A 23,880-nucleotide genomic window follows, 5' to 3' on the forward strand; every position below is an offset into this window, starting at 1 on the left:
ACCCGGCACAATAACTTTACCTCCCTGCCCGGCAGCGCTACAATGCCCGCCCTTAAAGTGGGGGATCTCCCCTTACCGCTGCACCTGGTGCATGCGGATCTGACCTGTCATCAGAACGAGAACAAACATGTTTAAACCGGAACTCCTTTCCCCGGCGGGAACGCTGCAAAATATGCGTTACGCTTTCGCCTATGGCGCTGACGCCGTGTATGCGGGCCAGCCGCGCTACTCGCTGCGCGTGCGTAACAACGAATTCAACCACGAGAACCTGCAGCTCGGCATCAACGAGGCGCATGCTCTGGGTAAAAAATTCTACGTGGTGGTCAACATCGCGCCGCACAACGCCAAGCTGAAAACGTTCATCCGTGACCTGAAGCCGGTGGTGGATATGGGGCCGGACGCGCTGATCATGTCAGACCCGGGTTTAATCATGCTGGTTCGGGAGAACTTCCCGGAAATGGATATTCACCTCTCCGTACAGGCTAACGCCGTCAACTGGGCGACGGTAAAATTCTGGAAGCAGATGGGGCTGACCCGCGTCATTCTGTCCCGCGAGCTTTCGCTGGAAGAGATTGAAGAAATCCGCACTCAGGTGCCGGACATGGAAATTGAAATCTTCGTTCACGGCGCGCTGTGCATGGCCTACTCCGGCCGCTGCCTGCTCTCTGGCTATATCAACAAGCGCGACCCGAACCAGGGCACCTGCACCAACGCCTGCCGCTGGGAATATAACGTCCAGGAAGGCAAAGAGGACGATATCGGCAACATCGTCCACAAGCATGAGCCGATCCCGGTGACGAACGTTGAGCCAACGCTGGGCATCGGCGCGCCAACCGACAGCGTGTTTATGATTGAAGAAGCCAAACGTCCGGGCGAGTACATGACCGCCTTTGAAGACGAGCACGGCACCTACATCATGAACTCGAAAGATCTGCGCGCCATCGCCCACGTTGAGCGCCTGACGCAGATGGGCGTGCACTCCCTGAAGATCGAAGGCCGCACCAAATCCTATTACTATTGCGCGCGTACCGCACAGGTGTACCGCAAAGCCATCGACGATGCGGCGGCCGGTAAACCGTTCGATACCAGCCTGCTGGAAACGCTGGAAGGCCTGGCGCACCGCGGCTATACCGAAGGCTTCCTGCGCCGCCATACCCACGACGACTACCAGAACTACGAGCACGGCTACTCCGTTTCCGAGCGCCAGCAGTTTGTCGGCGACTTCACCGGCGAGCGCAAAGGCGCGCTGGCGGCCGTGGCGGTGAAAAACAAGTTCACCAAAGGCGACAGCCTGGAGCTGATGACCCCGCAGGGCAACATGAACTTCACGCTGGAGCATCTGGAAAACGGCAAAGGCGAAGCGATTGAGGTTGCGCCGGGCGACGGGCATACCGTCTGGCTGCCGGTTCCGGAAGAAGTGGAGCTGAAGTTCGCGCTGCTGATGCGTAACTTCAACGGTGAAAGCACACGTAATCCACACGGCAAATAGTCAATCAGGGAAATTTTTTCGCGCTGGGATAATTCTTAGAATCGGATCACATACCGCTTCGTTCAATACGGGTATTATCCCCCCGCTGAAAAACATAACCCATAAATGCTAGCTGTACCAGGAACCACCTCCTTAGCCTGCGTAATCTCCCTTACGCGGGCTTATTTTTTCCTGTAAAGAACTGAAATAAAAGGATTTGTTTCAGGTCGCGTCCACACATTGACCACATCGATACGAGAAGCCCCGCACATGCGGGGCTTTTAGTTTTGGTTATGTTACGGACGATTAGTCTTGCTTCTCACATTGGTCATGCTTAGAGCGTCTGCTCAGAGCGAGGAACGGAAGCTCGCAATTGTTATTACCGCGCATGAAGCGTTACTAACGTTGCTATGTGTTAACGCACGGGGAGCAGGTCAGGTGCATCAGATTGGGCTTAAGGACAGGCCAAATCCGCATAGTGAGGATATTCAATATCCTAAACGTCAGTTACTTGGCATTAATAGAAAGAATGAGCTGCTAATTGAAGGATTAATTGCTGAGTATCTAGTGCAGGTGTAAATATTATTTTAATAGTTGCACAAGATGTTTGTGGTCGTGGCATGAAATTGATGGCTGAATGTGAAAGTCAGCCTCCATGTTATTTTGGAGGCTGATTTTAATGGTTTTAAGCTCTGGAGGCAATTGACGAAGGTTGCTGTGAATATTGTTTGTAAATACCTTGAAGTAGCTTGCCAAGAAGTTGGTTTTGATAGGCGTGATGATTAAACATCAATGCCGAACTTTCATCAATATCATTAACTATGTCTATTTGGTTATTACCTTTCAGTTCATCATAGTAAATTTTGCATCGTGCAAAGTTTACTGCTTCGAAAATAAAGCTTTCATAACGCCTTGCTATTATGAAGGTATTTACGGAATTAATTGATTTGGCATCGTTGTTGTGTGCAATTTTAATTTTGAAGTCCTTGGTGTTGATGTCCACCAATCCAACAATTTCTTTTCGGGATTTTGTTGTTTCAAGTGAGAACTCAATGCTTTCGTTGTCAAACAATGGATGTAGGTGAGGTGTTTTTGAGAAATTAATTCGACCTTTTAAGCTAGAGTTGCAAATAGAACAAGATGGTACGAGATTATATAAACTTAATGCCAGATGGGGATAACTTTCTTTCGGGAAGAAATGGTCTAATGTTGGCCTAAATTCTTTTTTTTGTGCCCTGATTGTGAATGCGTATGATTGATTGCAATAAGGGCAGCTTCTGGTTTTAGATGCACTACATAAATCATAGGCATCGTAGCCGACGGTTTTGGTAATGAAATTATGATAATCGAATATATCTGCTAAATTTTTTTTGAATACTTTAATAAGAGCTTTGTTGTTTCGGTTTCGGCTTATGATGAAATCGTAGTATCTTGCAGCTAAAGCTAAGTCCTTGAGGTTATTTGAGGTAATGAGATCTTTGGTTTTATCAACGAAATATGTTGCTAAGGATTTTGGTCCGTGATATTTTTTAGCATTATCTAAATGCTTTTGTATTTTTTTCATGATGAACGCATTGTGCTTTGACTCAATCGACGCCCAATTTTTTTTAATTGAAATTATCATTTCACATCACCGTGTAAAGGAATTAGTTTCATGATTTCTCTCCCAAGGATTTCGTTGTCTATCGATTTTATAACGAAGTGATCCTTTTTTGTAATTTTGTTTTTCTTGATATTTTTCACGGTTATATTTATTTTTTTGGAAGCGAATTCACCAATGGTCTTAGTTCCAAAAGATTCGTTAAGTAATAAATGAATTGGTGAGGCAAATCCTGAAGTGGCTTCTGGTTTATCCATTGGACATATGAATTTTCTTGGTATGTCTGTCGCCAACAAAGGAGAGTGAGTGGCCAGAATGACTTGTAGAATTGAAATGTTATTTATTGATTTGACTTCACTTAAAAAATCGTTGAGTTTAAATATGTAATTTCTTTGCCACTCCAAATGTAAATAAGCATCGCCTTCATCAATCATTAATAATATCTTGCCGATCCCTTTTTCTCTGAGTTGTTTAATTGCTTTGGAAATCATTCCCATTTGATGTATTATAGCTAGCTGACCGGAGCTCATTTCAACTAGTTTGAAGTCAAAGTAATCCTCAACGTCAAAATCACTTAGCAATTTTTCTCCTTCATAAGCATCTACAGGAAATGCCATATATTCAACGAAGGAGAAGCCTGGGCTAATATATTTTAGAAATGATTCAACTTTCACGCGTTCTTTATTGAAACCCGTAAGTGACTTTTCTTCATGCCGCTTAAGGGTATCATGTCCATTAATTAGGTAGTTGAGAATGTTTACAGCTGTTGAGTTGCTGATTCTATTTTTCTTCTTAAGGCCATTAATTGTAATAAGTGCAGATATTATTTCAATGCTATCTCTATTTGACGTTAAGTATGAATTCAGTTCGTCAACTAACATGTCGAAAATATGCTTTCTTTCATTTGTGATTTGGGTAATTTCGCCGGAATCATCATTCTCGCCAATTTGTTCGCGAATGCTTTTATCTAATTTAATGATTTCATTAACAAATGAAAGGTTCTGCATTATGTGCTTGATGCGACGCTCGCTAAGTTTAAACACCTCATCAAGGATTGATTTTATGAGTGTTCTTGCGTTAATCCTGTATTGTATTTGAGACGTGGGATTGATTTTGAAGTACTCAATTACTTCTCGGGATTCATTTATGTTGCTAAGTTTTATGCCTCGTCCAAATACAGGTGATGCATCGATAAAGTTTTTTGAGGATGCATGTCTTTCTCTGAAAGGAATTGGAGAGAAATATACAACACCCCAGTATCTGGTTTCATTTTTGACATCGGAGCTTGGTGTATTAAAGAGGTCTATTTCACACCCCCCAGTAAATGCACCTATATGGGATGACTTAAATTCATTTATGACTTGATTAAGGAAGTATGTTTTCCCTGTACCATTCTCCCCTATTAATAAAGAAATTGAGTCAACATCAAAAATATTTGAGCTGTCATCCAATTCATCTCTTAGCTCTAATTTTTTATTATCAACAGAAAGGCTGCGTATCAATTTAGACTCCTTGTTTTTTATTTGTTGAGGTTGTGAAGGTTAACTCTAATAACTAATATTCTATATTAAGCGTGCTGATAAGTTTAGGCTGGGTCTATACTCGCATATTTACAGAACATTTGTCATCAATGTGGGTGGAGTTTTGTGACGCGTTTTCTGGATCGAACAAAACCACTGCCATTGTGTAGGTGACATCAAGAACTATAGCCATTGTTGAGCGTAGACTTGATTGTGGATGAATGATTTTTCTGAGATACGATTCGCCGAGTCAATTTAAGGCGTAAGCACCTGATCCATTAAAGGTGAAATTTTCAGAAAATATTAGTGGTATTGATAGTTGACCTATCAACTCCAGAACGCAGTGAAGTTGCCACCTCATTTGCCTAGCGGCATCCTTTCCCGCATGAAAACTCAATCCACCCTCTAGGACATTCTGCGCTTGCTGCGCAATCTGATCCGCACTGGCGTCATCATCGAGACCGACCTCGATGCGGGGCGCTGTAAGGCGATCCCGCAACTCAGTATTCAGCGCAGTGATGGTGACCGGCACCAGTTCGCGATTGCTGACCGGGGAGCCTATACCGGCGTCACCGCAAAATGGTTGCATACCAAAGACCCTAAGCCTCAAAAACAGACGCAAAAGGTGAAGCTGAAACGTAAGCCCAAAGAGCAGCACCTTCGGGCGCTTCAGCATCCAAAAGCAAAACCAGTCTGAATCGCCACGGGTTTAACAGACACCTTGGAGTCATTTAAGATGACTTAAAGAGAGGTGCCCATGAGCGGTAAGCGTTATCCGGAAGAGTTTAAAATCGAAGCAGTCAAACAGGTTGTTGATCGTGGCCATTCTATTTCCAGCGTTGCAACACGTCTGGATATCACCACCCACAGCCTTTATGCATGGATAAAAAAGTACGGTCCGGATTCTTCCACTAATAAAGAACAGTCAGATGCTCAGGCCGAGATCCGCCGGCTCCAGAAAGAGCTGAAGCGGGTTACTGACGAACGGGACATATTAAAAAAAGCCGCGGCGTAGTTCGCAAAACAGTCCGACTGAGGTACGCCTTTATCCGTGACAACGCCCGTTGCTGGCCTGTTCGCCTGCTCTGTCGGGTGCTGGATGCTCATCCCAGTGGCTTTTACGCCTGGCTTCAGCAGCAGCATTCACAACGCCATCAGGCAGACCTGAGACTGACAGGACAGATTAAACAGTTCTGGCTGGAATCGGGATGCGTCTATGGTTATCGCAAGATCCATCTGGATCTGCGGGACAGCGGGCAACAGTGCGGAGTCAACAGAGTCTGGCGACTGATGAAACGTGTCGGGATAAAGGCTCAGGTCGGATACCGGAGCCCGCGGGCACGTAAAGGCGAGGCCAGTATCGTGTCGCCCAACAGGCTCCAGCGGCAGTTCAATCCGGATGCTCCGAATGAGCGTTGGGTAACCGACATAACCTATATCAGGACCCACGAAGGCTGGCTGTATCTTGCTGTGGTTGTTGATCTGTTCTCACGCAAAATTATCGGCTGGTCAATGCAATCCCGGATGACAAAGGACATTGTCCTGAATGCACTGCTGATGGCTGTATGACGGCGTAATCTCCAAAAACAGGTGCTGGTTCACTCGGACCAGGGCAGTCAGTACACAAGCCATGAGTGGCAGTCGTTCCTGAAATCACACGGCCTGGAGGGCAGCATGAGCCGTCGCGGTAACTGCCACGATAATGCGGTTGCAGAAAGCTTTTTCCAGTTGCTGAAACGCGAACGGATAAAGAAAAAGATCTACGGAACGCGGGAAGAAGCCCGCAGCGATATTTTTGATTACATCGAAATGTTTTATAACAGTAAGCATCGGCATGGTTCGAGCAATCAGATGTCACCGACAGAATATGAAAACCAGTATTATCAACGGCTCGGAAGTGTCTAGATTATCCGTGGCGATTCAAAATTACATCAAAAAGAGCCTTGCATTAAGTGCTGTGATAACAGGTGAAATGGCGACTGACGATTGCCAACGGCTTGAATCATTGAAAGATCGCTTAAAAGGTCAGTTCGGTGTTCCTGTGGGTGTACATATGACAGGTATTCCCTTAGCAATAAGTACCTTACTCACTATTTTTTGCTACGCTATGCTACAAGTTTCTGTCTGGATGTTGCTATTTCGCCTGCTCGGCTTACCTGAGTTTAAGGTAATGATGGGAGTATTCCTTGCAGCAGTGGTGTATTGCATGGTTGTGATGAGCACAATGTTTTTAACTGCCCGAGGGTCCTTTACGGGATATAAACTGCATATTTCCGTTATTACACTGACTGGCTTGATGAGCATCGTTTACTTTATCTGGACGTGGATTTCGCTTTTATTCGGCTCTGTTGAAAATTACACACCACAAATAACCTCATTATTAGGGTTGGGATTTTTCTGCCTGAATATCGTGTGGATGAATACATCGGTCTTTTACCGTTCAATTGCGCTAACACTACATAATCGGGTGTGGCGTAAATAGTTGAAAATAGAGGCAAAGCAAACGGCAGGACTCAAACGCTGACGGTAAGAATCCTTTGAGCGAAAGCCGTTTAAAGAGTCAACAACACGGGGCACATCTTTCGTTGTAAAGGAGCCCCTTTTTACGCGGGATTATTTTTCCCTTTCATCCTGTTCTTACCCGCTTTTTTCCTCTCTGCTATACACTCTTACTAACGCTAAAAAAGGGAGCAGCGCGGATGGCAACCTATCCAGACAGTTTATTGATTCTCAACGGCAAAAGTGCAGGCAACGATCTGCTGCGTCAGGCCATTCAGGGTTTGCGTGACGACGGCGCGCGCATCCACGTAAGAGTAACATGGGAAAAAGGCGACGCGGCACGCTATATCAATGAAGCCCTCGGGCTTGGCGTTGAGACCATCATTTCCGGCGGCGGCGATGGCACCATCAATGAGATCGCGTCAGCGCTGATCGACCTGCCCCCGGCAGACCGCCCGGTGATGGGCATTTTACCGCTCGGCACCGCCAATGATTTTGCCACCAGCGCCGGGATCCCCGAGGCGTTAGAGAAAGCGCTTCAGCTGGCGATCCTCGGTAAAGCGACCGCGGTAGATATTGCGCAGGTGAATGACAAAACCTGCTTTATCAATATGGCCACCGGCGGGTTCGGCACGCGCATCACCAGCGAAACGCCGGAAAAACTCAAGGCGGCGCTGGGCGGCGTGTCGTATCTGATCCACGGTCTGATGCGCATGGATACCCTCAAGCCTGACCGCTGCGAAATTCGCGGCGAAGATTTCCAGTGGCAGGGCGACGCGCTGGTGATTGGCATCGGTAATGGTCGTCAGGCCGGCGGCGGGCAGCAGCTGTGCCCGGAGGCGCTGATTAATGACGGTCAGCTACAGCTGCGGATTTTCACGGGCGACGGCCTGCTGCCCGCGCTGTTTACCACGCTGACGCAGCCGGAAGAGAGTCCGAATATCATTGACGGGAAATCCGCATGGTTTGAGGTAAATGCCCCGCACGGGATGACCTTTAACCTCGACGGGGAACCGCTCAGCGGGACGCAGTTCCGCATTGAGGTGTTGCCCGGCGCGCTGCAGTGTCGGTTGCCGCCAGACTGTGTGCTTTTGCGCTGATGGTATTGCCGGGTGGCGGCTACGCCTTACCCGGCCTACGCTTCGCCCTCAGGTCAGGCAATCGTGACTTTGCTGTCCAGATAAACGTCCTGTACTGCATTGATCAGCTTCACGCCGTCAGCCATCGATTTCTTAAACGCCTTACGGCCAAGGATCAGCCCCATGCCGCCCGCGCGTTTGTTGATAACCGCCGTACGTACCGCGTCTGACAGGTCAGTATCGCCGCCCGCCGCGCCACCGGAGTTAATCAGCCCTGCGCGGCCCATGTAGCAGTTCGCCAGCTGGTAGCGCACCAGGTCGATCGGGTTATCGCTGGTCAGTTTGCTGTAGACACGGTCATCGGTATAACCGAAGTTCACCGCCTTATAGCCGCCGTTATTCTCGGCCATTTTCTGCTTCACGATATCCGCGCCGATGGTCGCCGCCAGGTGGTTCGCCTGCCCGGTCAGATCGGCCGACACGTGATAATCCACGCCGTCTTTTTTGAACGCCGAGTTGCGCAGGTACGCCCACAGCACGGTCACCATACCCAGCTCGTGCGCGCGCTCAAACGCCGCAGAGATCTCTTCAATCTGACGACGAGACTGTTCTGAGCCGAAATAGATGGTCGCCCCAACGGCAACCGCCCCCATATTGAACGCCTGCTCGACGCTGGCATAGAGCGTCTGGTCATATTCGGTGGGGTAGCTCAGGGTTTCATTGTGGTTCAGCTTCACGAGGAACGGAATGCGGTGGGCATAGCGACGCGAGACGGAGGCCAGCACGCCGTAGGTGGACGCCACGCAGTTACAGCCCGCTTCAATCGCCAGCTCAACAATGTTCTTGGGATCGAAATAGAGCGGATTCGCCGCGAAGGAGGCGCCCGCCGAGTGCTCAACGCCCTGGTCTACCGGCAGAATAGAGAGATATCCGGTGCCGCCGAGCCGCCCGGTGTTATAGAGCGTCTGCATATTTCTTAGCACGGCAGGCGGACGGTTGTTATCGACCATCACGCGGTCAACGTAGTCATGACCAGGCAGGTAAAGCTGGTCGGCTGGAATGGTCATACAACGATGCTGTAAAAGGCTGTCGGCGTCTTTGCCAAGCAACTGCGCAATATCAGTCATGTGATACTCCCGTAAATTCGACGTCATGTCGGTGTGCGTTTATCCAGTCCCATCTTTTATGGGCAGACTAAGCCTGGTACCGACTTAACAGATTTTCCACCCTTTGCAATTTTTTTCAGCACAATCTGCTGGCTCGATTCGTGTACAACAAAACTGTTACATTGATCAAACAATCGCCACAAAGGTATTTAAAAGGTATTATTAATTGGTATGTTAAAGGCGTACCCTCTCTGACATGCAGGATTAAAAAATGAAAACGAAAGTCCAACTGTCATTCATGATGTTTGTTGAATGGTTTATCTGGGGCGCGTGGTTTGTGCCGCTGTGGCTGTGGCTGAGCAAAAGCGGTTTTACCGCCGGGGAAATTGGCTGGTCTTATGCCTGTACCGCCATTGCCGCTATCCTCTCCCCAATTCTGGTCGGATCGCTGACGGACCGCTTCTTCGCCGCACAGAAAGTGCTGGCGGTGCTGATGTTTGCCGGCGCGATTCTGATGTACTTCGCGGCACAGCAAACCCAGTTCAGCACCTTCTTCCCGCTGCTGCTGGTTTACTCCCTGACCTACATGCCCACCATCGCGCTGACCAACAGCATTGCCTTCGCGAACGTGGACGACGTCGAGGCCGACTTCCCACGTATCCGCGTGATGGGCACCCTCGGCTGGATCGCCTCCGGGCTGGCGTGCGGCTTCCTGCCGCAGATGCTGGGCTATAGCGATATCTCCGATACCAATATTCCCCTGCTGATGACCGCCGCCAGCTCCGCCCTGCTCGGCGTGTTTGCCCTCTTCCTGCCGAACACACCGCCAAAAAGTACCGGCAAGCTGGACTTCAAAGTGATGCTGGGGCTGGACGCGCTGATCCTGCTGCGCGACAGAAACTTCCTCGTGTTCTTCTTCTGCTCGTTCCTGTTCGCCATGCCGCTGGCCTTCTACTACATTTTCGCCAACGGCTATCTCACTGAAGTGGGGATGAAAAACGCCACCGGCTGGATGACGCTCGGCCAGTTCTCTGAAATCTTCTTTATGCTGGCGCTGCCGTTCTTTACCAAACGCTTTGGTATTAAGAAGGTCTTGCTGCTGGGTCTGATTACCGCCGCCATCCGCTACGGGTTCTTCGTTTACGGCGGTGCGGAACAGTACTTCACCTACGCCCTGCTGTTCCTCGGCATTCTGCTGCACGGCGTGAGCTACGACTTCTACTACGTCACCGCGTATATCTACGTGGATAAAAAAGCGCCGGTGCATATGCGCACCGCCGCGCAGGGCCTGATTACGCTCTGCTGTCAGGGCTTTGGTAGCCTGCTGGGTTACCGCCTGGGCGGCGTGATGATGGAAAAAATGTTCGCCTACAAAGAGCCGGTGAATGGGCTGACCTTCAACTGGGCCGGAATGTGGACATTTGGCGCAATCATGATTGCCGTGATTGCCGTGCTGTTTATGCTGTTTTTCCGCGAATCGGACAAAGAGATCGCTGCAATTGCGGTGGTTGATGGCGATGCCGCGCTGACACAAGGGGAAGTTAAATGAAACAAGAACGTATTCTCGGTGCCCTTTACGGGCAGGCGTTAGGGGATGCGATGGGCATGCCGTCGGAACTGTGGCCGAGAAAGCGCGTCAAGGCGCACTTTGGCTGGATCGACCGCTTTTTACCCGGCCCGGCAGAAAATAATGCGGCCTGCTATTTCGGGCAGGCAGAGTTCACCGACGATACCTCAATGGCGCTGTGCCTGGCCGATGCGATCATCGAGTGCGACGGGGAGATTAACGCGGACGTTATCGGCAAGCACATCCTGAACTGGGCGCTCGACTTCGACGCGTTTAACAAGAACGTGCTCGGCCCGACCTCGAAAATCGCGCTTAACGCGATTCGTGACGGGAAGCCGGTCAGCGAGCTGGACAACAACGGCGTGACTAACGGGGCGGCGATGCGCGCCTCCCCGCTGGGCTGCCTGCTCCCGGCGACGCGGCTGGAGCACTTTGTGGACCAGGTTGCGCAGGCCTCCAGCCCGACGCATAAATCGGATCTCGCCATTGCCGGCGCGGTGGTGATTGCCTGGGCGGTTTCCCGCGCCATCGACGGGGAACGCTGGCAGAACATCGTCGATGCCCTGCCGGGGATCGCCCGCTATGCGCAGGAGGCGAAAACCACCACCTTCAGCGCGTCGCTCGCGGCGCGCATTGAGTTGGCGCTTAAGACCGTGCGGGACGCCAACGGCGTCGACTCCGCCAGCGAGCAGATTTATCAGCTCACTGGCGCAGGTACCAGCACCATTGAGTCCGTTCCGGCAGCCATCGCGATGGTGGAGCTGGCGAGAACCGACCCGAACCGCTGCGCCATTTTATGCGCCAATCTGGGTGGCGATACCGACACCATTGGCGCGATGGCGACGGCCATCTGCGGCGCGCTCCACGGCGTGCAGGCCATTGACCCGGCGCTCAAAGCCGAACTCGACGCCGTTAATCAGCTCGATTTCGGGCACTACTGTGAAAAACTGCTGCACTTCAGGGAGCAAAGGGAGGGCGTATGAATTCTTTTGCCCAACGTCTCAACACCCTGCACGCCACGCGCCCGGTGACGGTGCTGGGCGCGGCGGTGATTGACGTCATCGCCGACGCCTACGCCCTGCCCTGGCGCGGGTGTGATATCGAGCTTAAACAGCAGGGGGTGAATATCGGCGGCTGCGCGCTGAATATCGCCATCGCCCTGAAACGGCTCGGCATTGCGGCGCAAAACGCCCTTCCCGTCGGCCACGGCGTGTGGGCGGATATTATCCGTAACGCAATGGCGAAGCAGGATCTGCACAGCGCCGTGGAGGCTGAAACCGGCGACAACGGCTGGTGTCTGGCGCTGGTGGAGCCTGACGGCGAGCGCACCTTTATGTCCTTTAGCGGCGTCGAGAACCAGTGGCAGCAGCGCTGGCTTGACGAGCTAAACGTCCCGCAAAATAGCCTGGTTTATCTCTCCGGCTACCAGTTGGCCTCGCCGTGCGGCGAGCTGCTGACGGGCTGGCTTGAAGGGCTGGAGGATGTGACGGCGCTTATCGATTTCGGCCCACGCATCGCGGATATCCCCGACGCGCTGATGGCGCGGATTATGGCCTGCAGGCCGATCGTGTCGCTTAATCGTCAGGAAGCGGAGCTCGCTGCTGAAAGGCTGGGCGTTGAGGCTGAAAACCTGGGCGAGGAGTGGCAGCTGCGCTTCGGCGCCGCGCTGATTGTGCGGCATGATAAAGACGGGGCTGCCTGGTATGATGGCGACGCATCGGGCGTTGTTCCGGCGTTTCCCGCCACGGTAGTGGACACCATTGGCGCTGGCGACAGCCACGCGGGCGGCACGCTTGCCGGGCTGGCGGCGGGATGGTCGCTGGCAGACGCCGTTCTGCTGGGGAATGCCGTGGCGTCCTGGGTGGTGAGCCATCGCGGCGGCGACTGCGCGCCCACTCGTGAGGAATTACTCCTCGCACACAAAGACGTATAGGTCGCTGCGACAGTAGCTGATGCTGTACTCAATCGGCCGGTGCTGCTGGTCAAGCGCAACCTGCTTGATCACCAGCACCGGTATTTTTTCGTCCATCTTAATGTGCGCCTGAAACTCGCTGTCCGGCATGCGGGCGCTGACCCGTGAACGGGTGCGCTGCGGGAAGATATTCTGACTGCGGAAGTAGTCGTACAGCGAAATCCCTATCGCATCCGGTTCGGGAATGAGCCCAACCGGCACCCAGGACTCTTCAATCGACACCGCATCGTCATCCACATAGCGAATACGCTTCAGCAAAAAGACGTCGCTGTTCGGCTCCAGCGACAGGTGGCCCGCCACCTCTTCCGGGCATTTCACCACGCGTTTATTGACCCACAGCGTATTTGGCGTTTTACCGCGTAGCACCACCTGCTGAGAGAACCCGCGCGCTTCCTTGAGCGAGTATTCAAAGATGTTGTTAATTTGCGTGCCGTAACCCCGGGCACGCGTGACAACGCCCTCGGCTTCCAGCGCCTGCATCGCTTTGCGCACGGTGATCCGCGACACGCCGGTTAACTGGCTCAGATCGCGCTCGCCGGGCAAAATGTTCCCGTGCTCCAGCACGCCGCTGCGCACCGCGTTTTTTACCGTTTCGGCAAATTTCAGGTACAGCGGCGTGTTGTCAGGCGCGGCGATCCGTTCAGTCAGTTGAGCGATTAACCGGGTATGCGCTTGTTCCATCTCTGTTTTCTCAGGCGTGGTGTTTCCTGCCAGTATACTGGGTTACCACCACGCATGAAAATGATGAACCGGCCCAATACCGTGACCGACTTCCAGAGTATCGGCTTTTGCCAGCGCCGCCGAGAGCCAGATTTTCGCTTCTCGCACCGTATCAGCCCAGCCGTCATGCCGCGGGCGCAGCGCCGCCAGCGCGGCGGAGAGAGTGCACCCCGTGCCGTGGGTGTTTTTGGTCTGTACGCGCGGAGCCGTAAAACGTTGCTCGCCGTCGCGGGTAAAGAGCCAGTCCGGGCTTTCAGCGTCATCCAGATGACCGCCTTTCATCAGCACCGCCCCGCAGCCCATCGCCAGCAGCGCATACCCCTGCTCTTTCATTTCGCGTTCAGTTTGCGCGTGCGACGTGCCTAACAGCGCGGCGGCTTCCGGCAGATTGGGCGTGATGAGCGCCACCTGCGGCAGCAGCTTTTTGCGCAGCGTCTCAACGGCGGAGGCGGAGAGCAGCGGATCGCCGCTTTTTGCCAGCATGACGGTATCCAGCACCACGTTTTGCACCTGATAGCGTTTAAGCCGCTCGGCCACCGCCTCCACAATGTCCGTTTCGGCCAGCATGCCGATCTTGGTGGTATCAATCCGCACGTCGCTGAACAACGAATCCAGCTGCGCGGCAACAAAATCCGGCTCGATACGGTAGACCGACTGCACGCCGCGCGTGTTTTGCGCCACCAGCGCGGTAATCACCGAGCAGCCATACGCGCCAAGGGCCGAGAAAGTTTTCAGATCGGCCTGGATGCCCGCGCCGCCGCTGGGGTCGGTACCGGCAATGGTCAGGGCGTTAATCCGCTTCATGCCTGTTCCTCCAGCGTATAGAGCGCATCCAGGAAGGCGCTGGCAAAACTGCCCGGGCCACGCGACTGCGCAGCGGCGACCGTTCCGGCCCGCTTCATCCATCCGCAGGCGGCAGCAATGTTATCCAGCCGGTCCCCCGGCAGCGAGCTGCTCGCCGCCACAACGGCAGAAAGCGCGCACCCGGTGCCCACTACGCGCGTCATTAACGGGTCTCCGCCCGTTACCGTTCGGGTCCGCTCTCCGTCAGTGATGTAGTCCACCTCGCCGGTGACCACCACAATGGCATGGGTCTGGCGAGCCAACGCCTGAGCGGCAGGCAACGCGCTGGCGGCGGTGTCGGTGGTATCAACGCCGCGCCCGCCCGCGCTCATTCCGGCCAGAGCCAGGATTTCGGAGGCGTTGCCGCGAATGGTGGTCGGGTTCAGGGCCAAAATTTGATGGCAAAAACGGGTGCGGAACGTCAGGGCACCCACCGCAACCGGGTCCAGCGTCCAGGGTTTGTCTGCCGCCACCGCGCTTTCAATCGCCCGACGCATCGACTGGGCGCGCGGTGCGGTCAGCGTGCCGACGTTGATTAACAGCGCATCGGCTATCGCGGCAAACTGTTCGGCCTCTTCGGCCTCAATCACCATCGCCGGGGATGCGCCAAGGGCCAGCAAAACGTTGGCAGTAAAGGTCTGTACGACGTCATTGGTCATGCAGTGGGTCAGCGGAGAACGGGTGCGGAAGTGGTGTAAAACGTGTAAATCGAGCAGGTCAGGCTGCATGGGTTCGCTCCTGCCTTGCGTGAAGAAGCGATGACCGGGAAGGCATCTGACTTCCCTACGCTGGCATTATCCAGATCAGGTAATACGGGTATTTCTCAGCCTTCACAAAGAAGGGCACCCCGAGTCAAATAAATCAAAATCAAAAGCTTGCGATTAACGTCCCGTTAATCCCTGTTCTGGATCATGCCAGCGGAAAGCCAAAGACTCAACCATAAAAAATGCTCTGTGTCCCAGTTTGTGTCCCACGTTGTGTCCCACATTCAAACGACAAAAAGGCCGGGTTTCCCCAGCCTCGTTTAGTTGTGATCTTTCGTCGTTTTCGAACCCGTAGATATGAATGTGATGAAAAAGACCTGCTCTTGTTTCTCAACACAAGATTAATCTTAAAAATAAATTATCATTACATTTCAAAAAGATATACTTATCGTTTTTATCGATCATTATTTGATTATTGATCGTTATTATTGATCAATAATTTTTAAAGGTGCATTATCAGGTAGTTATCACTCACCTGGAACGTAACATGCACTCTGAATTCATTGCTGAACCCATCATGAACCTTGAAGGTAAGCTGTTAGGAGTCGAACTTCTTACGCGGTTTGTCTCAGAGTCCAAACGCCCCCTTCACCCAGCGTTTGTCATTTCAGGATGGGATTTCGATCAGAAACGCCTTTTTCTCTACAAACAGTTTGGGGTCATAGCCAGTAAGCAGGACTGGTTCGAGCATCACGGGTTGTTCTGCTCGCTCAATGTTGACTACGATATGGCGACACTCTTAAGGCATGACGGTTTGTTACAGCTAACAGTCAGTTCCATGCCATTTATCAAACTTGAAGTTTCAGAAGAGTTTCCTGGTATTGAACAAGGGCTTAAAAGTCCGATTCTGAAATCATTATGTCAGGGTGTTAACTCACTGTGGCTGGATGATCTGGGAGCCGGAAATGCAAATGTTGCCAGCCTGCTTGAGGGTTACTTCGAAGTGGCGAAGATTGACCGTCATTTCTTTAATGAACAAATTGATAAACCCACATTTCCTCTATTGATAAAAAATATAAAGCGGTACTGCGATAAGATAGTGGTGGAAGGCGTAGAAAGCAGACAGTATCTCGACCTTCTACAGGAGGTTGGTATTTGGGGAGTTCAAGGATACCTTTTCAAATCGGTCCCGTTTCACAAAGTTGAAAAATTGTTATAAAAAAGCCGGGATTAACCCGGCTCTTATGCTTTCAGTTTTTTCTTTCGCTGCTGCTCAAAGTGAGCTAATGCTGACTCCCAGCCGTAATCGTTCACGCGCTGTAGAAATGTGCTACGGGGAACATTGAAGTATCTAGCAATGGCTGACAGGTTCAGCCATTTATCGGATTGGTTATCCAGACTCATTGCCAGAAGTGGCAGGCCTTTCGAATTGAACAGTTTCATGTGCATATGTAAATCTCCTTTCCTTTGCCTCGCCTGGCAGCGGGAGCAATGCGCTCCCACAAACCGCTTTTTTATGCCGTTGGTAGCAGTGTCAGCTTACAAACCAGATCCGGCCTGAAGTTGTATGCCAGAAGGCTACTTTCTGAGTACAGGTTGCGGTTTCGAAGTTCATCAAACGCACGGTAGGCATACCAATCTTCAATATCACCAGAAGCGGAGATCTCCAGATGGCGGGCGCACGGACCAACGAAACGTCCCATTGGCAGACTTTGGTCAACCGGAGCGTTGCCAAAGACCGGAACAAGGAAAGCCTCGTTTGACTTGATACCGCTGAATACTGAATCGCTGACTTCAATCAGACGTACAGAACCCAACATAAAGGAACTGAAGCCCGGCAGAACGTCAGACGGGAACAGCACATCAGAACCAACCAGACCATTTCCGTAAACTAATAGCTCCCGGATTTGTGGGTGATAGCGCACAGCACGGTAGGCATCAGAGCCACACAGCAGAACCCAGCCACGAAGGTATTGAGTCAGACCACCCATCAGTGCTTTTGTGGCACTGACCTGATCGTCAATATCGCGCATCGGATCATCACCAACATCCTGATGAAGGTCAGCGGTTCGCTGGTTCAGTCCAAACTCTACAGCCCAGTCGATCTCACTCTGCTGTGTACCAAATGCATCAACCTTGTTGAAGATCAGCGTCTGCCAATAGGCGTATTCGCGGGAGCGTTCAAACTTGGCACGCATCTGAATAAACTTATTGGCCTCAATCTCATCAAGAGACTGCTCAATAGTGCTGCCCGGCTTACGGTAACCTTTCAGATCGGCTGAAGTTACGCGATCCGTCACACCGCGCCATACAAGCTCGTATAAATACGATCCAGCGGTCGGCTTCTCGATAGTCCCCCACTCCGAACTGAAACGCATCAACGGCGCATCCACACCAATAGATGCCTCTTGGATACGATCCACACTAACTTTGTGGGAATCCGTGATCTGACGGTCTGCAAATACATTGAGGTGGGTCAGTAGTAAATTACTCTGCGGAACCTGAGTGCGAAACACCTTGCTGTAGTCAACATAATCAAATGATTTAATAGCCATTTTGAAGTCCTTTTCTTGTTAGTTATTCTGCGATGACAACATCGTCAGAGGTCAGGCGAATGTTTCCGTTAGCGGTCAATGCTGCTAGTGCTGCATTTGTTGCTGAACCCATTACGGCGCGGATTGCTTCTGGGTACACATAAATCAGGCGGTCAGCCACGATGACAGGAACATCAGAACCTGCCTCAGCGTAGGAGAGGCACAGAAGCGCATCAGTCCCAGAGGTGTAAAGCGTTCCGGTAGAGGTCACCACGGAACCGGGTTCCACAGCCTGTGCGAGTGTCGCGAATACAATCGCTCTGCGGTCAAAATTGGCCGTTGCAGAATTCTTCACCACGTTGTTATACGTTTTTGGATAATCTTCCAGTTTCACAGTCTTGAATCTCCATTCAGGTCATCGCCAATGATGGCGTTATTATTTCTCTGGCAAATTTGCCATTGAGGGGCGAAAAGAAAGCCGCTATCAGCGACTTTCTTCACTTCATGTTCCATGCAGAAAAAGAGCCGGAGGCAGGAAAACGCCTGCCCCGGTTGGTAGATCATCGGAGATGATGAAATTCACCCGTTTACGGGTTAGCAACATGCGTTGCTAATCGCTTCACGATGGTGTTTTCTGATGGAGAGATTAGGCCCGTTCACGGGTGAACCTTTGGTTCATTGCCACGCAACCGGAGAGATTTGGAAAGCATGATCGGTGGGCCACGCTTCAGGAATGAGGGAGCACAGCAGCGGGAGACCTCATATCTTCGCTGCCGCACTCAATGCCAGTTTTCGTCTGGCAAGACGGCCTTCCGAGGATGAAAGGCTTTGGCAAATCCCCGATCCAAGGTCGGAGAAAATTCTTCTACACCCGAAAACGGGTTAGCCTGCTGGCTAATCGCTCTGCGATGCTTTTCTGATACAGCCAGCGGCAATGGCCTAACCTTACCGTGAGAGGGTGCGGATATTGGCTGTATGAGAAAAGGCGCTCTGGGAAAAGCGCACTTTGATTCCTAAGGAGAAGGGAATAACATTTGGCTGTTGTAATTCACCTTGTGTATTATTTTAACACGAATGATTATCATTTGCAACAAATTACACGAGAGGTCTTTGATTTGTCGCTAAATTTGATACATGCGCATTGCGGTATTGAGATAGGGGTGACGAATTCGCCGCCCTCTGTTTCATCATTGAGCAACACCAAGGATCATGTTGTTCTGTGCCTGCTCATAGCTCCTCAGCTTTGTATCAATCAGACCATTAATCGCACCATCATTAACGTTAACATCAAGCGGTGAGAGTTTAATCTCAGCCTGTCCGGTCACACTGACAGGGATCGGCTGTCGCTGCGTCATACTATCAATTGTCGGAACCGTGAACGTTGGTTGCTGGGGTTGTATTGAGTTAAAACCAGGAACATTCAACGCTAGCGCTGGATCGTTATACGCCGTGCCTGAGCCAATATTGCTCGGTGCTGAACTATCCAGCCACGGGTAAACCTGCTTAAGCGTCTGACCGATGCTACGTGGATCAAAGCCGGTCTTTTCCTTAATCCAATCGGCAGCACCGTTTGCGGAATCATCCACAACGGTGTTGTAGACTGCATCCGGCAGTGTCGCGCCTTTCTTGAGTTCTTCACCAACTCGACCAGCGAAGGAGAGAATGTTGGTGGTTAGCTCACCAAGGGCAACGCCGAGGGCATCGGAAATTGGGATCAGTCCAGTCATCTTCTGACGTAGAGTGTCAGTATTGACAGCGTACTGCCCTAGGCCTTCAACAAACGAGGCTGAGAAGTGATCCGCAAGGCTGGTTTGTACTCGGTTGTACTCAGCACCCAAAGCTGCCAGCTTATCAAGGTTGGCCTGCTGTGCATCAGATAGCGTCCACCCTTCAGAAGCGAGTTGATGCATACGCTGGATAAGTCCCTGCCCCTCATCATTGAACACTTCGAGGAAGACCGAACCATCATTCACAGCCTCAGCCAGGTGCCGGGTCTGGTTGTCCGTCCATTTGAAAGTTTTCTGCAACTGTTTCAGGTAAGTGATGAAGGTCGGAAAATCCAGCTTTTGCAGTTCTCCGATCACCTTCTGTGCTACCTTCTGGTTGCCGTTGGTGGAGGTCAGCACATTGTTGATGATATCTGCGAACTCGCCACCGCCGCTGAAATTCACCTGTCCAGTTTTCTTGTTACGTTTGAAAGAGCCGGTGTTCAACAATTCCCCGGCCTTTTCGGTTGTGTCCTTGTTGAGGTCAGCCAGCTTGTCAGCACTCAGTGAGTAACCAACACGGCTCATCGAGAGATCCTGAAGTGCAGCGAACTCAAGGTTGCTGATCCCGTACTGCTGGAGTTTTTTCACATCGCGAGAACGCTCAAGGCTTCCCTGGAGGGTCTGACCGACACGAGAAACGCCCATACTACCCACTAACGACGCACCACCGATAACACCAGCGGCTGCAAGGCCACCATAACCACGTTCGCTACGTTCACGGGTCAGACGTTGAGCATTGATGCGCCCTGCTCGCTCGGCTTTCGCTTTATCTTTAACAATCTGGCGGTTAATACGCGCCTGGCGTCTGGTTTCCAGAGTCGCTTTAGCAAGTTCATGGCGCATTTCTGCGATGGTATAACGCTGCTCGGCGTACCCCTTAGTGGCCTCTTTAATGGCCTGCACCGCTTTCATTTTGTCAGCCAGGGATGCAGCTTCGATATGGCTGATCGTCAAGCTTGCCCTGCGGAGTGTATCGTGAGCGGTGATTTGTCGTTTAAAAGCCGCCTCTTTCTCACGCTGGCTCTTCTCTTCCAGGGCCATCGCCTTTTTGGTGGCTGCGATGTCAGCAGCAACAGCGCCGTGACCACGGTTCATTGCTTCAGTCTGACGTGCCACCAGAGATGGATCGGAGTGAACTCCAGGCATGTTGGGATTGTAGGTCATCACTCGTGATCTGGCTGCGGCCTGCACTTTTGCAGAAATGGCCGCTAGTCTGGCAGATTGACGAGTTGCCTGCTCCTGCTGAGATAACTGGCGAGCCTGTAATGAGGTCATTTTATTGGCGTGGGCGACTGCATCCCGCTCCATTTTGGCCTGAATCTGAGCTTGTTTCTGCTGCTGTTTTGACAATTGTTCAGCCTGGCGTAGCTTCGCTGTCTGGGCTTTCGCTGCGGCTAGTGCTGCTTTGCCTTCGCTCTGGACGGTCCGCTTCTGGGCCTTCTCAAGCGCTTTAGCTGGTTTCTCATGAGCAGCCTTAAGCGAAATAATCTTCTTTTTGGCTTTTTGATATGAGGCATCGTCTGTGATCCACGAGATTTCATTAACGGTGCTGGTAACAATCTTATTTGTGCCAGACATCACACCCCCTGATTGATATCGTAACCCAGACGCTCAAGCGCGGCGCGTTGTTCAGGTGTTAGCTCATCAAGACTTGCCTTCATCATGAGACTTACCGGACGCAGATTAGCGCTATAACCTTGGGCCTGGTGGCACAGAGCGATCCCTTTTTCCTTTATGGTCTTTGCTTTCGGGGCTGATTTGCTGGCTGTTGCAGTCGAAGCGGTCAGATATCCCTCGATGGCATCAGCCAACACCTGCTCGGCGCTTTTATTCAGATCTCCGCTCTCCGGTTCGGCAGCGGCCTGCATTGCGGCGAGAATATCGGCGCGGATGTCGTTTACGTTTTTCATTTTTATGTTGTCTCCAAAGTAGGATTTTTGTCGCAAGGCGATGACGGGCAACGTCACTGCTTCGCAGCAAGAGGATCAGCCCATCACGAGCGCAGCTATACGCCAGCCAGACAATAGGCAGGTAAGAAAGGATTGCTTCAAAGTTCATTGGCTCCCGATGTGGGATTATTTGGATTTACGCTTAGTGCGCTTCTTCTTCACTGTCGGCAACTTGCAGATATTCGCGAACACGTCTGGGTAGTAACCCAACATTTCAGCGTCAGTGATCCCGGCGTTATGCAGGTAATATCGAAGGCTTACGTATGACAGACCATCGCAACGCTTGCGGATCTGTTCCGGGTGCATCCGATGTGACCACATTTCACGGACAAATTCTGTCCGGGCTGTCGGTGTCATCATCGCCCAGGTCACCGCTTGTTTTTGACGTGCGAGCCGCCAGACTTCAGCAAACGGAAGATCTAGTGTATTTGCGACAATTTGCAGTGAAAACCCACGATTCAATAGCAAACGGGCTTTACGTTGTGTTTCCAAGTCGGATGGTTTGGACCGGGATTTGTATGTCGGATTCTCCAAGACAGAGAAAAGGCGAGATAGCTTTTGTTCTTCATCTGCGGTCAGTACACCGCTTACGTGTTCACACAATTCATTCCTCCATCACATAAGAGCTACCGCAGCGTCAATTTCTTCCGGCGTTGGTTCGTGGCAAACATCTGGCTCAATAAAGGTTTCCTGCTCCTGATGGATTTCCTCGTGGTCGTCATCATCTGGGGCTACAAATTTAAAACTGGGTTTGGGTCTACAATTTCGCGGGAACTCAACGACATTTCTCCCATTTGAATCACTCAGTGATGGATCATCACTACCGGATAAATCAACATCGACAGGAATATCCACAGCAGGTATGCCGTCTGGTTTTCCAGCAGCAGGCGCGGCAGATCCCACCACGAAAGATTCCACATCACGTTTCTGCTCACTCTTACCGCTCTCTTCGTTTTTTGGCTGATGATTTTTTACGTTCCTACGTCCCTGAGATGCATAAAGGCGTTTAAGCGCCTCTTCATGGTCGTATGACGGCTTGCCGTTCAACAATTTTGGATAGCTGAAAATCAAGTTGTGTTCCTGGCTAACTACTGACCGCACCGTGTAAGAGTGGCTCTTCTGGCTCTCATCAATGATAAGTAGACCAAGTGCTTGAAGAACTTTCAGCCACTTGCCAAGAGTTTTTGGTGTGCATTTACATTTAGTCGCGATATCTCGCTGATCTTCGTAGAAACTCTTACCATCAGCCTGGTAGCTGTTGTATTGATCCACCATATAGGTATGGATCTTTGCAAGTTTGTCCTCGACTTTGAAACATTCACCAGTGGACTTAATTGTGATTGCATCTGCATAGAAAAGGCGGCGATCTTCTTCAATCCATAGTTCTGGTTTATTTTGCGACGCTCTTTTGTTCATTATTATCTCCATTAATATTCCCCAAGGCGGGTAAAGGTTCACCGTTATCAAAAAGATGGGCGGCGATTTCTAGCACTTCGCGTGCAAGGTTTGGAACAGTTGTTCCCCGGCGCTTCGCTTCTTCTAAAAGTCCGGCGTATACGTGCTGTTGAATCTTCAAATTCATATCAAGTTCCCCCCGAATGCATAATAGTTATCGCTCCTGCTATCGCGGATGGCGATCAGGAGTAAGAAGCCGTGTTTGCGGCGATTTCGTTTGGTGGCGTTGCTGCCAACGGTGTAAAGCAGAGAATGGTTATTCGGTTGTGGTCAGTTCTGGAATGGGTTTTCCGGTAATGCCTTCGAGTTCACCGCCAGACTCAATCATCTTAAGCAGAAGGATCTGTTCATTCATCAAGCCGATGCCATGAGAAGCGTAATAGACACGCCAGGCAGAGAGTACTGGTTCAATGATTTCCATAACATCACGGCCTTTTGCCAACTCTGCTGAGTATGGTTTAAGAATATCCCGGATGATTTTTGCGTCTTTCGCTTGCTGACGCAGGCGTTTAATGATGTTCAGTGCTTCGCGAGTAGCTGGATAGAGCTTATCGGCTTTCTTGGCACCGCCCATACGAGTGCGAAAGGCGTGCAGATTTTGAGCTGTGGTAATTTTTGCATCGATTGCAGCGACAATCTCTGAGGCAGTGGCGTTCGAGAAATCGAACAGAACAGGTTTCCCCATGCATCTCTCCTATTTAAATTATTGTTTATTCATAAAATCATCTCAGTTGATAATATATAGTTTATTATAAATTAGTTTCTTTGTCAACCGATTTCTCACTTAAATAATAAAGAAATGGATGTGTTTTATGTCAATACCCCGCAACTTTATACATATACCTTTTCTTTGTCAATCCCTTTATCACAAAACGCTCTCAGACGCTTAAGATTCAACGCCCTAAGCGAAGCGGTACAAATTCACCAGCAACAGGAGAAAGACGCTCTGAACGCGACAGGGAGCGTTACAGGACCGCTGTGCATCATGGCATCGCCACAGAATCAGAGGGCCGTTATCGCCTTGCGAGATTGAGGGGGGACCGCCGCCCCTCCAAGGGGGGAGTTACGTCGCGTTTAAAGCTCCTCTGCGCCGTG

Annotated in this window: 23 protein-coding genes, 2 pseudogenes and 1 riboswitch; of the genes and pseudogenes, 10 read left to right on the forward strand and 15 right to left on the reverse strand. The window is 51.1% G+C overall.

The window, feature by feature from the left end; genetic code table 11:
* Positions 1-127 precede the first annotated feature (127 nt).
* Together yegQ and ACMWL8_RS04280 are read left to right on the forward strand one after the other, a co-directional pair.
* Positions 128-1,489 carry a tRNA 5-hydroxyuridine modification protein YegQ gene (yegQ, locus tag ACMWL8_RS04275; RefSeq protein WP_008500866.1) on the forward strand — a complete coding sequence of 454 codons (1,362 nt, stop codon included), beginning with the start codon at positions 128-130 and terminating at the stop codon, positions 1,487-1,489.
* 309 nt (positions 1,490-1,798) lie between these two features.
* On the forward strand, positions 1,799-2,047 hold the full coding sequence (locus tag ACMWL8_RS04280; RefSeq protein ID WP_052682981.1) for a phage virion morphogenesis protein: 249 nt from the start codon (positions 1,799-1,801) through the stop codon (positions 2,045-2,047).
* 106 nt (positions 2,048-2,153) lie between these two features.
* Here ACMWL8_RS04280 and ACMWL8_RS04285 read toward each other — a convergent pair whose 3' ends face one another.
* Both ACMWL8_RS04285 and ACMWL8_RS04290 read right to left on the reverse strand, forming a co-directional pair.
* Positions 2,154-3,032 carry a hypothetical protein gene (locus tag ACMWL8_RS04285; RefSeq protein WP_131678067.1) on the reverse strand — a complete coding sequence of 293 codons (879 nt, stop codon included), beginning with the start codon at positions 3,030-3,032 and terminating at the stop codon, positions 2,154-2,156.
* A 56-nt stretch (positions 3,033-3,088) separates the two neighbouring features.
* A complete protein-coding gene (locus ACMWL8_RS04290) occupies positions 3,089-4,570 on the reverse strand; it encodes an AAA family ATPase (RefSeq protein ID WP_045260431.1) in 1,482 nt (493 codons plus the stop codon).
* Positions 4,571-5,072: 502 nt separating this feature from the next.
* Here ACMWL8_RS04290 and ACMWL8_RS04295 point away from each other — a divergent pair.
* The 4 genes and pseudogenes from ACMWL8_RS04295 to yegS form a co-directional block, all read left to right on the forward strand.
* Positions 5,073-5,282 (forward strand): annotated as a pseudogene (locus tag ACMWL8_RS04295) (phage late control D family protein); the annotation flags it as partial.
* Between the two features lie 63 nt (positions 5,283-5,345).
* A pseudogene (locus tag ACMWL8_RS04300) lies at positions 5,346-6,493 on the forward strand (IS3 family transposase).
* Positions 6,456-7,070 carry a hypothetical protein gene (locus tag ACMWL8_RS04305; protein ID WP_080461433.1) on the forward strand — a complete coding sequence of 205 codons (615 nt, stop codon included), beginning with the start codon at positions 6,456-6,458 and terminating at the stop codon, positions 7,068-7,070. The pseudogene ACMWL8_RS04300 and the gene ACMWL8_RS04305 overlap by 38 nt, the downstream one beginning before the upstream one ends.
* A gap of 217 nt (positions 7,071-7,287) precedes the next feature.
* The gene (gene yegS / locus ACMWL8_RS04310; protein WP_021241471.1) at positions 7,288-8,187 is read left to right on the forward strand and encodes a lipid kinase YegS; all 900 of its coding nucleotides are present in this window, start codon (positions 7,288-7,290) and stop codon (positions 8,185-8,187) included.
* Between the two features lie 53 nt (positions 8,188-8,240).
* On the opposite strand, the gene fbaB is transcribed toward yegS, so the two are convergent.
* Positions 8,241-9,293 carry a class I fructose-bisphosphate aldolase gene (fbaB, locus tag ACMWL8_RS04315; protein WP_008500869.1) on the reverse strand — a complete coding sequence of 351 codons (1,053 nt, stop codon included), beginning with the start codon at positions 9,291-9,293 and terminating at the stop codon, positions 8,241-8,243.
* 250 nt (positions 9,294-9,543) lie between these two features.
* Here fbaB and ACMWL8_RS04320 point away from each other — a divergent pair, with 250 nt between their 5' ends.
* Genes ACMWL8_RS04320 through ACMWL8_RS04330 form a run of 3 tightly spaced genes read left to right on the forward strand, consistent with a single transcriptional unit; the run spans position 9,544 to position 12,772 of the window.
* Positions 9,544-10,821, forward strand: coding sequence for a nucleoside permease (locus ACMWL8_RS04320; protein WP_044597925.1), 1,278 nt, complete (start codon positions 9,544-9,546; stop codon positions 10,819-10,821).
* The gene (locus ACMWL8_RS04325; protein WP_045259761.1) at positions 10,818-11,822 is read left to right on the forward strand and encodes an ADP-ribosylglycohydrolase family protein; all 1,005 of its coding nucleotides are present in this window, start codon (positions 10,818-10,820) and stop codon (positions 11,820-11,822) included. The genes ACMWL8_RS04320 and ACMWL8_RS04325 overlap by 4 nt, the downstream gene beginning before the upstream one ends.
* Positions 11,819-12,772, forward strand: a complete 954-nt coding sequence (locus ACMWL8_RS04330) for a PfkB family carbohydrate kinase (RefSeq protein WP_045259760.1) — start codon at positions 11,819-11,821, stop codon at positions 12,770-12,772. The genes ACMWL8_RS04325 and ACMWL8_RS04330 overlap by 4 nt, the downstream gene beginning before the upstream one ends.
* Here the strand turns inward: ACMWL8_RS04330 and ACMWL8_RS04335 are convergent.
* Genes ACMWL8_RS04335 through thiM form a run of 3 tightly spaced genes read right to left on the reverse strand, consistent with a single transcriptional unit; the run spans position 12,746 to position 15,102 of the window.
* Positions 12,746-13,492, reverse strand: a complete 747-nt coding sequence (locus tag ACMWL8_RS04335; RefSeq protein WP_028013821.1) for a GntR family transcriptional regulator — start codon at positions 13,490-13,492, stop codon at positions 12,746-12,748. The genes ACMWL8_RS04330 and ACMWL8_RS04335 overlap by 27 nt on opposite strands.
* Positions 13,493-13,534: 42 nt before the next feature.
* Positions 13,535-14,335 (reverse strand): bifunctional hydroxymethylpyrimidine kinase/phosphomethylpyrimidine kinase, encoded by an 801-nt coding sequence (thiD, locus tag ACMWL8_RS04340; RefSeq protein ID WP_045259759.1) that lies wholly within the window; start codon positions 14,333-14,335, stop codon positions 13,535-13,537.
* Positions 14,332-15,102 (reverse strand): hydroxyethylthiazole kinase, encoded by a 771-nt coding sequence (gene thiM, locus ACMWL8_RS04345; RefSeq protein WP_045259758.1) that lies wholly within the window; start codon positions 15,100-15,102, stop codon positions 14,332-14,334. The genes thiD and thiM overlap by 4 nt, the downstream gene beginning before the upstream one ends.
* A gap of 35 nt (positions 15,103-15,137) precedes the next feature.
* A riboswitch (TPP riboswitch) is annotated at positions 15,138-15,234 on the reverse strand.
* A gap of 391 nt (positions 15,235-15,625) precedes the next feature.
* Here thiM and ACMWL8_RS04350 point away from each other — a divergent pair.
* A complete protein-coding gene (locus tag ACMWL8_RS04350) occupies positions 15,626-16,297 on the forward strand; it encodes an EAL domain-containing protein (protein WP_047719259.1) in 672 nt (223 codons plus the stop codon).
* A gap of 23 nt (positions 16,298-16,320) precedes the next feature.
* On the opposite strand, the gene ACMWL8_RS04355 is transcribed toward ACMWL8_RS04350, so the two are convergent.
* The 9 genes from ACMWL8_RS04355 to ACMWL8_RS04395 form a co-directional block, all read right to left on the reverse strand.
* Positions 16,321-16,527 carry a hypothetical protein gene (locus tag ACMWL8_RS04355; RefSeq protein ID WP_039263128.1) on the reverse strand — a complete coding sequence of 69 codons (207 nt, stop codon included), beginning with the start codon at positions 16,525-16,527 and terminating at the stop codon, positions 16,321-16,323.
* A gap of 65 nt (positions 16,528-16,592) precedes the next feature.
* The gene (locus tag ACMWL8_RS04360) at positions 16,593-17,633 is read right to left on the reverse strand and encodes a major capsid protein (RefSeq protein ID WP_047719260.1); all 1,041 of its coding nucleotides are present in this window, start codon (positions 17,631-17,633) and stop codon (positions 16,593-16,595) included.
* A 22-nt stretch (positions 17,634-17,655) separates the two neighbouring features.
* Positions 17,656-18,006 (reverse strand): hypothetical protein, encoded by a 351-nt coding sequence (locus ACMWL8_RS04365; RefSeq protein ID WP_047719261.1) that lies wholly within the window; start codon positions 18,004-18,006, stop codon positions 17,656-17,658.
* 793 nt (positions 18,007-18,799) lie between these two features.
* A complete protein-coding gene (locus ACMWL8_RS04370; RefSeq protein ID WP_047719262.1) occupies positions 18,800-20,959 on the reverse strand; it encodes a hypothetical protein in 2,160 nt (719 codons plus the stop codon).
* The gene (locus ACMWL8_RS04375; RefSeq protein ID WP_049017685.1) at positions 20,959-21,342 is read right to left on the reverse strand and encodes a hypothetical protein; all 384 of its coding nucleotides are present in this window, start codon (positions 21,340-21,342) and stop codon (positions 20,959-20,961) included. The genes ACMWL8_RS04370 and ACMWL8_RS04375 overlap by 1 nt, the downstream gene beginning before the upstream one ends.
* Before the next feature lie 114 nt (positions 21,343-21,456).
* Positions 21,457-21,933: a hypothetical protein gene (locus tag ACMWL8_RS04380; RefSeq protein ID WP_047719263.1), complete on the reverse strand. Its 477-nt coding sequence runs from the start codon at positions 21,931-21,933 to the stop codon at positions 21,457-21,459.
* Positions 21,934-21,945: 12 nt separating this feature from the next.
* A complete protein-coding gene (locus ACMWL8_RS04385) occupies positions 21,946-22,746 on the reverse strand; it encodes a DUF6945 domain-containing protein (RefSeq protein ID WP_049017686.1) in 801 nt (266 codons plus the stop codon).
* On the reverse strand, positions 22,721-22,912 hold the full coding sequence (locus ACMWL8_RS04390) for a hypothetical protein (protein ID WP_047719264.1): 192 nt from the start codon (positions 22,910-22,912) through the stop codon (positions 22,721-22,723). Before ACMWL8_RS04390 ends, ACMWL8_RS04385 begins: the two co-directional genes overlap by 26 nt.
* A gap of 129 nt (positions 22,913-23,041) precedes the next feature.
* Complete coding sequence (locus ACMWL8_RS04395) at positions 23,042-23,470, reverse strand: hypothetical protein (RefSeq protein WP_023300778.1); 429 nt, start codon at positions 23,468-23,470, stop codon at positions 23,042-23,044.
* Between the last annotated feature and the right edge of the window lie 410 nt (positions 23,471-23,880).

Origin of the sequence: Enterobacter sp. 04-C-12-SI-ECC, assembly GCF_047530715.1 — a bacterium.
GTDB lineage: Bacteria > Pseudomonadota > Gammaproteobacteria > Enterobacterales > Enterobacteriaceae > Enterobacter > Enterobacter bugandensis.

Bases quoted from the DNA above. Each gene is read 5' to 3' on its own strand.
- ACMWL8_RS04360 (WP_047719260.1), bottom strand. From the start codon at position 17,633: ATGGCTATTAAATCATTTGATTATGTTGACTACAGCAAGGTGTTTCGC.
- ACMWL8_RS04285 (WP_131678067.1), bottom strand. From the start codon at position 3,032: ATGAAAAAAATACAAAAGCATTTAGATAATGCTAAAAAATATCACGGA.
- ACMWL8_RS04390 (WP_047719264.1), bottom strand. From the start codon at position 22,912: ATGAATTTGAAGATTCAACAGCACGTATACGCCGGACTTTTAGAAGAA.
- ACMWL8_RS04280 (WP_052682981.1), top strand. From the start codon at position 1,799: ATGCTTAGAGCGTCTGCTCAGAGCGAGGAACGGAAGCTCGCAATTGTT.
- ACMWL8_RS04335 (WP_028013821.1), bottom strand. From the start codon at position 13,492: ATGGAACAAGCGCATACCCGGTTAATCGCTCAACTGACTGAACGGATC.
- yegQ (WP_008500866.1), top strand. From the start codon at position 128: ATGTTTAAACCGGAACTCCTTTCCCCGGCGGGAACGCTGCAAAATATG.
- ACMWL8_RS04395 (WP_023300778.1), bottom strand. From the start codon at position 23,470: ATGGGGAAACCTGTTCTGTTCGATTTCTCGAACGCCACTGCCTCAGAG.
- thiD (WP_045259759.1), bottom strand. From the start codon at position 14,335: ATGAAGCGGATTAACGCCCTGACCATTGCCGGTACCGACCCCAGCGGC.
- ACMWL8_RS04385 (WP_049017686.1), bottom strand. From the start codon at position 22,746: ATGAACAAAAGAGCGTCGCAAAATAAACCAGAACTATGGATTGAAGAA.
- fbaB (WP_008500869.1), bottom strand. From the start codon at position 9,293: ATGACTGATATTGCGCAGTTGCTTGGCAAAGACGCCGACAGCCTTTTA.
- ACMWL8_RS04355 (WP_039263128.1), bottom strand. From the start codon at position 16,527: ATGCACATGAAACTGTTCAATTCGAAAGGCCTGCCACTTCTGGCAATG.
- ACMWL8_RS04320 (WP_044597925.1), top strand. From the start codon at position 9,544: ATGAAAACGAAAGTCCAACTGTCATTCATGATGTTTGTTGAATGGTTT.
- ACMWL8_RS04370 (WP_047719262.1), bottom strand. From the start codon at position 20,959: ATGTCTGGCACAAATAAGATTGTTACCAGCACCGTTAATGAAATCTCG.
- ACMWL8_RS04350 (WP_047719259.1), top strand. From the start codon at position 15,626: ATGCACTCTGAATTCATTGCTGAACCCATCATGAACCTTGAAGGTAAG.
- ACMWL8_RS04330 (WP_045259760.1), top strand. From the start codon at position 11,819: ATGAATTCTTTTGCCCAACGTCTCAACACCCTGCACGCCACGCGCCCG.
- yegS (WP_021241471.1), top strand. From the start codon at position 7,288: ATGGCAACCTATCCAGACAGTTTATTGATTCTCAACGGCAAAAGTGCA.
- ACMWL8_RS04305 (WP_080461433.1), top strand. From the start codon at position 6,456: ATGAAAACCAGTATTATCAACGGCTCGGAAGTGTCTAGATTATCCGTG.
- ACMWL8_RS04325 (WP_045259761.1), top strand. From the start codon at position 10,818: ATGAAACAAGAACGTATTCTCGGTGCCCTTTACGGGCAGGCGTTAGGG.
- thiM (WP_045259758.1), bottom strand. From the start codon at position 15,102: ATGCAGCCTGACCTGCTCGATTTACACGTTTTACACCACTTCCGCACC.